This is a genomic window from Streptomyces sp. NPDC002265, from assembly GCF_040296125.1.
In the GTDB taxonomy this organism is placed as follows: Bacteria; Actinomycetota; Actinomycetes; order Streptomycetales; family Streptomycetaceae; genus Streptomyces.
In genome coordinates this window covers 1-8206 of record NZ_JBEOWS010000405.1, presented here as the reverse complement: position 1 = coordinate 8206, position 8206 = coordinate 1, and the positions used below count along the sequence as shown (strand labels likewise).

Genomic DNA, 8206 nt, shown 5'->3' with positions numbered 1-8206 from the left:
GGGATGTACCTGCAGACCGTCATGCTGCTGCTGAGGGCGGAAGGGCTGCACAGCTGCCCCCAGGTGATGTGGACGATGTACCGCACGACGGTCGGCGAGGTGGTCGGAGCGGGGGACGGGCACGCCCTGTTCTGCGGTGTCGCGGTGGGATACGAGAAGGAAGGCGTGCCGCCGCTGCGCACCGGGCGGGCGGATCTGACCGAGACGGTGAGCTTCATCGGACTCTGACCCGCCCGGCTCGCGGGGGCGCACCTCTGCGACAGGACTCAGGAGCGGGCGGTGCGCCGGGCGCGGGCCGGGGGAGCGGTCATCGGCCCGGTCCGGGGACGGAGGAGTCGTCGCCCTGCGGGGCATCGGCGGGCGCGCGCTGCGGACGTTCCGGGGCGGCGTCGGAGACGGTGTCGCGGATCCGGGCCAGCAGGGTGCGCAGCACGGCACGGTCCTCGGCGGACAGGGCGCCGGTGGCGATGCGCAGGGCCTCGCGGTCCAGGTCCTCGGCCTCCTGATGGCAGGTCCGGCCGGCGTCGGTGAGGGCGAGCAGATGGGAGCGGCGGTCGCTCGGATGGGGCAGCCGGACCACCAGACCGTCCCGTTCCAGGGCGTCGACGAGACTGGTCGCGGTGCGCGCGGCGATGCCGAGCATGTCGCTGAGATCGCGCATGCGCAGCGGTTCGGGGGAGTGGGCGAGGAAGCGCAGGGCGCGCAGCCGGGCGACGGTGGTGCCCTTCTCCGCGAGTCTGCCGTCGACGAAGAGCCGCAGCCGGTGTGTGGTCGCGAACATCTCGTCGATCAGCGGGTCGCTGCTGCCCGGTACGTCCCTCACCGTGGCGCTCCTGTCCTCGTTGCGGTGCCCTGCTCCCCGTCCTGTCGCACATGACCCGTCCTGTCACGTGCGGCCCTTCCCGGCACGGGCGGCGGAGGTGATCGGGGCGGTGGTCCGTGCGGCGGGGCGGGGGTCGCCGCGGCGGTGTCCTGATCCTGCCGACGGTCGACGGTCCGGACTGCCGCGGTGGTGCTGAGCTTACTCAAGCTGAGTATGCTCAGCATATGCCCGTCCGACTGAATCAGCGCATCGTCGTCCCCGTCGTGTGTGTCGTCACCGCCTTCATGTCCATCGTGGACGGAGTCGGTGCCACCGTCGCCCTGCCCGCCATCGGGCGTGACTTCGGGCTCGCCACCGCCGGACTCGACGCGGTCGTGGTGGTGTTCCCGGTCTGCGTCGGCCTGGCCGTCCCCGTCTCGGCCTGGCTCGGCGACCGCTTCGGCGGACGGCGTACGGTACTCACCGCGTTCGCCGTCTTCACCGCCGCGTCCGGACTCTGCGGCGCGGCCGGATCGCTGGGCGAACTCGTCGGCTGGCGTGCCCTCCAGGGCCTCGCCGCCGGGATCCTGCTGCCCGTCACGCACGCCCTGCTCTACCGCACCTTCATTCTGGCCGAGCAGGTCAAGGTCTCCCGATACATGATCATTCCGCAGCAGGTGGCGCCCGCCCTCGCCCCGATGGGGGCCGGCTGGCTCGTCGACCACCTGTCGTGGCGGTGGGTGTTCTACGCCAATCTGCCCATCGGCGTCACGGTGCTCGCCTTCGGGCTCCTCTTCCTCGACCGGCACCGCGACCACCTCCCCGGCCGCCTCGACGTGCCCGGACTGCTGCTCACCGCCTCCGGCACCGCAGGGCTGATGTTCGGCGTCAGCGAGGGTGCCGAACTGGGCTGGGGCAGCGGACCCGTACTGGCCGGGCTGGTCGGCGGCGCGGTGCTGCTGACGGCCGCCGTCGTGGTCGAACTGCGGGTGCCCGAACCCGCCCTGCGGTTCCGGCTCTTCACCGACCGCCTCTTCCGCGATACCAACATCACCGCCTTCCTGGGCTTCACCGGCTTCATGGGCGCGATGTTCCTGGGCCCGCTCTTCCTCCAGGAGGGGCTGGGACTGTCCGCCTGGGAGTCCGGCTCCAGTACCTTCGCCGAGGCGCTCGGGGTGCTGCTCACCGTGCAGATCGTCGGCCCGCTCTACGCCCGGGTCGGCCCGCGGCGGATAGCCGGCTGCGGTCTGGTCGGTGTCGCGCTGGTCCTGGTCGTGTTCTCCCGGCTGGACGCGGACTCCTCGCTGTGGACGTTCCGCGGGCTGATGTTCCTGCTCGGCGCGGCGATGGGCGGGGTGTTCATGCCCACCACCGTCGCCTCGTTCACCGGCATCCGCCAGGCCGACGTCTCCCACGCCGCCACGCTCAACAGCGTCGTGCGGCAGGCCGCCAACGCGGTCGCCCCGGCCGTGGTCACCGTCGTGCTGGCCTCGGCCGCCGCCGTCGGCACCGGCGCGCACGCCCACCCGCCGGTCTCCGCCTTCCAGCACGCCTACCAGGTGCTCGCGGCGATCGCCGCGGCCGCCGCGGTGTTCGCCTTCACCATGCCGGACCGGGCCGCCCGGGTCGCCGCCGCGGCCCGCACCGCCGCGCGGCGCGAGGCCGTCGACGCGTGAACACCGCATCCGTCCCTGCGGGCCGCCGGCACCCGCCGAGTCGGGCCGGGCGGGTGCCGCGCGCCGGATCCGCGGCGGGTACGCGGGTGCGGCGCGTCAGGTGAGGCCGAGCGGCGCGCACCATCACGGGCTGCCCCCTATGCGCCGCCGCGCGGCGTGAAGAGCGCCCGCACGCCCGTGACGACGGCGAAGCTGATCGCCAGGACCGCGAAGAACAGGCCGATGGTGGCTGCGGTGCCCACACGGGTGGGCGGGAAGGCGATCTGGCGGGCGATGTTGAGGACCCCGATGGTGACGGCGTAGACCCACCACGGTGCCCGACGGCATCGGTTCATGACTGTCCCCCTGTTTATTTGACACAGCTGTGCCAAAAACAATGTAACACGCGTGTGTGATAATGGCCGGGTGCCGAAGGTCGTAGATCATGAGGGGCGCCGCGCGGAACTCGCCCTCGCCCTGTGGCGCGTCGCGCTGCGTGACGGCTTCGACGCGGTGACCGTGCGCTCGGTGGCCGAGGAGGCCTCCTGGTCGGCCGGAGCCTTGCGTCACTACTTCCCGGACAAGACCCAAATGGTGCTGTTCGCCATCGACTTCGTGGTGGAGGCGGTACGGCAGCGGATCGGCCGCGCCAACGCCGCCGCGGGCTCACCGTCGCCGGAGCTGGTGCGGAGTCATCTGGAGCAGTTGCTGCCGCTGGACAGCGAGCGCCGGCTGGAGTCCGAGGCGTGGTTCGCGCTGGTGGCGCTCGCGCACCGCGACGCCTCGGCGGCACAACGCCGGTCCGAGGTGGACGAGTTGATCCGCGGCGCGGTGGAGAGCGCGGTGGCCGCCCTTGAGGAGCTGGGGGAGTTCGGTGCGGGACGGGTGCGCGCGGTGGAGACGGCCCGACTGCACGCCCTGCTCGACGGGCTGGTGCTGCACCTGCTGGCCCGGCCCCCGCGACTGAGCCCGCAGCAGGCGCGGGACATCCTGGCCCGGCATCTGGCGGACCTCCGCGCCTGAGCGCGTTCGTGCGGGGTGTTCGTGCAACTGGCTTGCGGGAGAAGCGCGGCCCGTGCCTGCCGCTCTGTGCTGTGCCCGTACTGGGGTGGCTTACCGCTTCAGGGGGAAGCGGTACACCGTGGAATCCCTTGCCGTGAAACCGATGCGTTCGTACAGCCGGTTCGCTGACTGCCGCGACGGGCGGGACGTGAGGTCCACCGTACGGGCGCCCGCGGCGGCGGCCAGGCGCAGCGCCTCCTCGGTCAGGGCGGCGCCGACGCCATGTCCCCGTGCGGCCTCGTCCACGACCACGTCCTCGATACGGGCCCGCAGGCCGGAAGGCAGGGGGAACAAGACCAGCGTCAGCATCCCCACCACGGCATCGCCGACCCGCGCCATCAGCACCGTCGTCGCGTCGCCGGCCAGCAGGCGCCGCACCGACTCGTGATCCAACGGGGCTGCCGTGCTGGACAATTGGGGCAGCAGGCGCGCGAACGCCGCAACCGACTCGTCGTCCGCTTCACTGACGACCGTGACCTCAACACTCATGACGGCGACCCTAGCGGGCAGGCCGCCCCGGGGTGACCTCGGCGCGTTCGACCGGGTTCGAACGTAAGGGCGAAAGTCGCTATGATCTCCGCGGCAAGGCTGTAGCGCAGAGGTCGTCGCGCCTAAGCATCAAGCTGGAGGACGTCGGTTCAAATCCGACCAGCCTTGCCGCCCTTGTCGTGGAGGAAAGTCGATTGGCGTCGGTTCGTCCTGGGCGGGCGGAGGGCGATGCCGCCCTCGGCGGGCCAGGCGCCGGCGATGGACCGGTGGAGTGGTGATGACGCAGCCGACACCCGTACGCTGCCCGGCGATCGAGCACCCGGACATCGCGATCAGCGACCCCGCCGCACTGCAACCGCTGCTGGACCGGCTGCGGTCCGCCCGGCCGGTCGAGGCCGACGAGACCTTCCCGCTCGGCACCGTGCGCGCGGACGGCCGTATCGACCTGTGCAAGCAGGGACTCGGAGCAGCCGGTGCCGCACGGTTGATGCCCGTCGCCGCCGCCTCCGCCCGGGCCACGCACATCCTGCTCGGCACCAACGCCATCGGCGACGACGGAGCCCGTACGGTCGCCGAAGCGCTGGCCGACGGCCACGGCCTGCGCACGCTCTACCTCGGCTGCAACCGTATCGGCCCCGACGGAGTCACCGCGCTCGCCGACGCGCTGAGCACGGACGGCACCGTGCGCGCCCTGTGGCTCAAGCGCAACCCGGTGGGCGACGACGGCGCCCGCGCCCTCGCGGCGATGCTGCGCCGCAACACCACTCTGCGCACGCTCGACCTGGTCAACACCGGGCTGACCACCGACGGTCTGCGAGCCCTGCTCGACGTCCTCGCCGACCGGCCCAGCCCGGTGGAGCGTCTCTTCCTCGGCGGCAACGGTCTGACCGCGGACGCCGCCCCGCTGCTGGCGGACCTGATCCGGGAAGCGGGCGTACGCGAGATGTATCTCCCCGCCAACCACCTCGGCGACGAAGGCGCCACGATCCTCGCCGCCGCGGCCGACCCCGCACGGCCACTGCGGCTGGGCCTGGGCGGCAACGGGATCGGTCCCGCCGGTGCCCGGGCCCTCGCCGACCGCCTCGACGGGATCGAGACGCTCGACCTGGGCCGGCCCCCGTCGGAACGCAGCCTCGGCGCCCCCGCGAACACCACCGGCGACGAAGGCGCCCACGCGCTGGCCGCCGCACTGCCCGGCAGCCCGCTGCGCCGGCTGGAGCTGTGCCACACCGGCCTGACCGGGCGGGGCGCGAAGACCCTGCTGGCGGCCGTGCCCGACGACTCGCCCCTGGAGTACGTCGGTCTGGGGCCCGGCCTGCCCCGCAAGGTGAAGCGGTCCTTCACCCGGCGGCTGCGGCCCGGCACCGGGACGCACCCGGACCTGCGCGCGATAGGGAGCGTCTACCGTTGAGCGCACATGGCGAACTGCGCTGCTTCCCCTCGGACCAGGCGGCGAGCCTGCGCCGGGTCCGCCGGTACGCGGTGCCCCGCTGGATGATCGAGCGCGCGAGCGGACGCCGGTTGGCCGGTGACTGGCGTGGTGCCTGCGCGGCGGCGAACGTCGACGTCGCCTTCGAGCTGTCCGAGGTCGCCGGCCGGTGGGGCGACGGCATCGCCGCCGCCCTGGCCGACGACCTGCGCCACTTCGTCCCCGACCTGCTGCGCTGGCACCTGCCGCGCGGGGGCGGCGGGCGGACCACACTCACCACCGACACGACGGTCGTCCTGGCGCGCTACCACCCGAGCACACCGGGCGAGAGCCGCCGGACCACGCCGTACCTGCACATCACCACCCCGGCGATGATCGACGGCCCGCAGCGGATCGCCCTGCGGTTCGGGACCCTCAAGGGCGAGCAGATCCCGGGCGTCTTCGTACGGACCACCCAGGACTGGCGCCACGCGCGGCACCTGTGGGACGTGCGGCACACCGCCGCACTGCGCGAACGCTGCGGCGGCGGTGCGGAGCGGCCACCGTTCTTCCACGCCGACGCCACCCCGCGCGGCCGGGACGAACTCCCGACCGCCGATCCCGGCGACACGGACCCGGCGGCGCGTTCCGAGTGGGCCACGCTGCTGCACCAGCAGGGCGAGTTCCAGGCCGCGTTCGCCGCGGCCGACCTCGAGTTGGACCCGACACCGCCGCCCGGGTCGGGCTGGCTCCGGACTGACCCCGAGTCGCTCCTGGCCGGGATGGCGCTCAACCACACCGTCCTGGAGCCGGAGGTCCGCCGTCGGCAGGCCGCCGGTGTCGGTGGCCGCTTCCTGCTCGCCCCGCACTGGAAGATCTACATCCTGCTGGAGCCCCTGGACACCGGAGGACTGCGGGCGCGCATCGTCGACCGGGACGGGTTCAAGGACGTGCCCGTCCTCGCCGAGGCCCTGTGGCGCAGACTCCCCGACCTCGATCTGCTGCGGTCCGGCGGCGTCGAACCGCAGCATCTGCATCCGTTCGTCCGCCAGGCGCTGTTCCCCGCGGTCCAGGACTCCGAAGGGCCGGTCGGCCCGCCGGGGCCGACGGCGCCCGCACCCGTCCGGGTCAGATGCCGCGGGGAATGGCACGAGGTGGGCTTCCGGCCCGGAAGCCTGCTGCGCATGCCGCACAGCGACGAGGAACAGCAGCGCGAACGCGCCCTGCGCGCCTTCGGCGGCGCCGTCGCCGGATGTTTCGCCGTGGAGCAGACCTGGACCTCCGGAACGGGGCGTCTGCCGAAGGCACTTCGGGTGCAGCGTCGCGAACTGTTCCTGCGCGCCCAGCACGGTGACACCCCCGGCGTGCTGGCCCTGCTGGACGCGGGTGTGGACCCCCGGGTCAGGGACGCCCGCGGCCGCAACCTGCTTCACGTACTGAACCTTCTCGACCACGAGATTCTGCTGCCGCGGCTGCTGGCGGAGGGGCTCGACCTCGAAGCCCGCGACGAGCGGGAGCGCACCCCGCTGTTCGTGGCGGTCAACGACCTCGGTACGAAGGCGCTGGTGGAGGCGCTCGTCGCCGCAGGGGCCCGGCTCGACGTGACCGACCAGACGGACTTGTCGCTCGCCCAGATCGTCCGCCGGTACAAGCGGCGCGACCTGGCCTTCCTCCGGGAGCGGGTGGAGCGCGAACATCCGGACGCCGGTGCCGACTGGTGGGACGAATGGATGGACGAGCAGGACGAGTACTACGCGCTGGACGCCGAGGACCCCGGCGAACCAGACGACGAGGAGGGGTACTTCGCGGAGAACTCGGTCCCCCCTGTCGACCCCGACGACGGGGTGCCGTATTTCGCGCAGGACCCGGCCGATCCCGTCGAACCCGACGGTGAGGAGCGGTACTTCGCGCAGGACCCGGCCGACCTGGCCGAACCCGGCGACGAGGCAGCGCGGTACGGCGCGGACGAGCCCGACCACGAGAAAGAGCCGCCCCTTTGAGCACCGACAGCGCCCCCGCGACCGCGCCGACCGGCCCGCTGGCCGCCGCGGACGACCTCAACCGCAGGCTGCGTACGGTACGGACCGAGCCGGCCGTGAACCCTCAACTGGAGGCGCTCGCACTGGCCGTGACGGCCAATCAGCCCGTGCTGCTGTGGGGCGAGCCCGGTATCGGCAAGTCGGCCGCCCTGGAACAGCTCGCCGCCGGGCTCGGCCTGCCGCTGGAGACGGTCATCGCCAGCGTGCACGAACCCTCCGACTTCGCCGGGCTGCCCATCGTCGGTGACGACCCGGCCGTCACCGGAGTGCCGATGGCCCCGCCGGACTGGGCGGTCCGCCTCGCGCGGGCCGGACAGGGCCTGCTCTTCTTCGACGAACTGTCCTCCGCGCCGCCGGCCGTGCAGGCGGCGCTGCTGCGGGTCGTGCTCGAACGGCGCGTCGGCAGCCTCGCCCTGCCGGAGGCGGTGCGTATCGTCGCCGCCGCCAACCCGCCGTCCAGCGCGGCGGACGGCTGGCACCTCAGCCCGCCGCTCGCCAACCGGTTCGTCCACCTGGAGTGGACCCACGACCCGCGGACGGTGGCCCGTGGCATGGCCGGCACCTGGCCGGAGGTGAGCGTGCCCGTCGTCGGGGCCGCCAGGGTGCCCGGCGCGGTCGCCCGCGCCCGCGGCGCGATCTCCGGCTTCCTCACGGCCCGGCCCGGTCTGGTCCACCACATCCCCGGCGACGCCGAGAAGCCTCGTCGATCTCGCTGAGGTCGTTGCGCATGATGTTCGCGATCAGTGCCGAC

Annotated in this window: 8 protein-coding genes and 1 pseudogene; 6 read left to right on the top strand and 3 right to left on the bottom strand. The window is 73.1% G+C overall.

The window, feature by feature from the left end; translation table 11 throughout:
• A partial coding sequence (locus tag ABT085_RS40700; protein ID WP_351620376.1) for a nitroreductase family protein occupies positions 1 to 228 on the top strand: 228 nt, incomplete at its 5' end.
• A 79-nt stretch (positions 229 to 307) separates the two neighbouring features.
• Here the strand turns inward: ABT085_RS40700 and ABT085_RS40695 are convergent.
• Positions 308 to 823, bottom strand: a complete 516-nt coding sequence (locus ABT085_RS40695) for a MarR family winged helix-turn-helix transcriptional regulator (RefSeq protein WP_351620373.1) — start codon at positions 821 to 823, stop codon at positions 308 to 310.
• Positions 824 to 1047: 224 nt separating this feature from the next.
• Here ABT085_RS40695 and ABT085_RS40690 point away from each other — a divergent pair, with 224 nt between their 5' ends.
• The gene (locus ABT085_RS40690; protein ID WP_351620371.1) at positions 1048 to 2478 is read left to right on the top strand and encodes a DHA2 family efflux MFS transporter permease subunit; all 1431 of its coding nucleotides are present in this window, start codon (positions 1048 to 1050) and stop codon (positions 2476 to 2478) included.
• Positions 2479 to 2615: 137 nt separating this feature from the next.
• Here ABT085_RS40690 and ABT085_RS40685 read toward each other — a convergent pair whose 3' ends face one another.
• Entirely contained in the window at positions 2616 to 2813 is a 198-nt protein-coding gene (locus tag ABT085_RS40685; RefSeq protein ID WP_351620368.1) for a hypothetical protein, read from the bottom strand.
• Positions 2814 to 2883: 70 nt separating this feature from the next.
• Between ABT085_RS40685 and ABT085_RS40680 the strand changes: the two genes are divergently transcribed.
• Positions 2884 to 3480, top strand: coding sequence for a TetR/AcrR family transcriptional regulator (locus tag ABT085_RS40680; protein ID WP_351620365.1), 597 nt, complete (start codon positions 2884 to 2886; stop codon positions 3478 to 3480).
• 90 nt (positions 3481 to 3570) lie between these two features.
• Here the strand turns inward: ABT085_RS40680 and ABT085_RS40675 are convergent, their stop codons facing one another.
• Positions 3571 to 4008 (bottom strand): GNAT family N-acetyltransferase, encoded by a 438-nt coding sequence (locus ABT085_RS40675; RefSeq protein WP_351620362.1) that lies wholly within the window; start codon positions 4006 to 4008, stop codon positions 3571 to 3573.
• Between the two features lie 277 nt (positions 4009 to 4285).
• Here ABT085_RS40675 and ABT085_RS40670 point away from each other — a divergent pair, with 277 nt between their 5' ends.
• From ABT085_RS40670 to ABT085_RS40660, 3 genes and pseudogenes are all read left to right on the top strand, one after another.
• On the top strand, positions 4286 to 5419 hold the full coding sequence (locus tag ABT085_RS40670; protein WP_351620359.1) for a leucine-rich repeat domain-containing protein: 1134 nt from the start codon (positions 4286 to 4288) through the stop codon (positions 5417 to 5419).
• On the top strand, positions 5416 to 7416 hold the full coding sequence (locus tag ABT085_RS40665) for an ankyrin repeat domain-containing protein (protein WP_351620356.1): 2001 nt from the start codon (positions 5416 to 5418) through the stop codon (positions 7414 to 7416). The genes ABT085_RS40670 and ABT085_RS40665 overlap by 4 nt, the downstream gene beginning before the upstream one ends.
• Positions 7413 to 8165 (top strand): annotated as a pseudogene (locus ABT085_RS40660) (AAA family ATPase); the annotation flags it as partial. The gene ABT085_RS40665 and the pseudogene ABT085_RS40660, both read left to right, overlap by 4 nt.
• Positions 8166 to 8206: the final 41 nt, after the last annotated feature.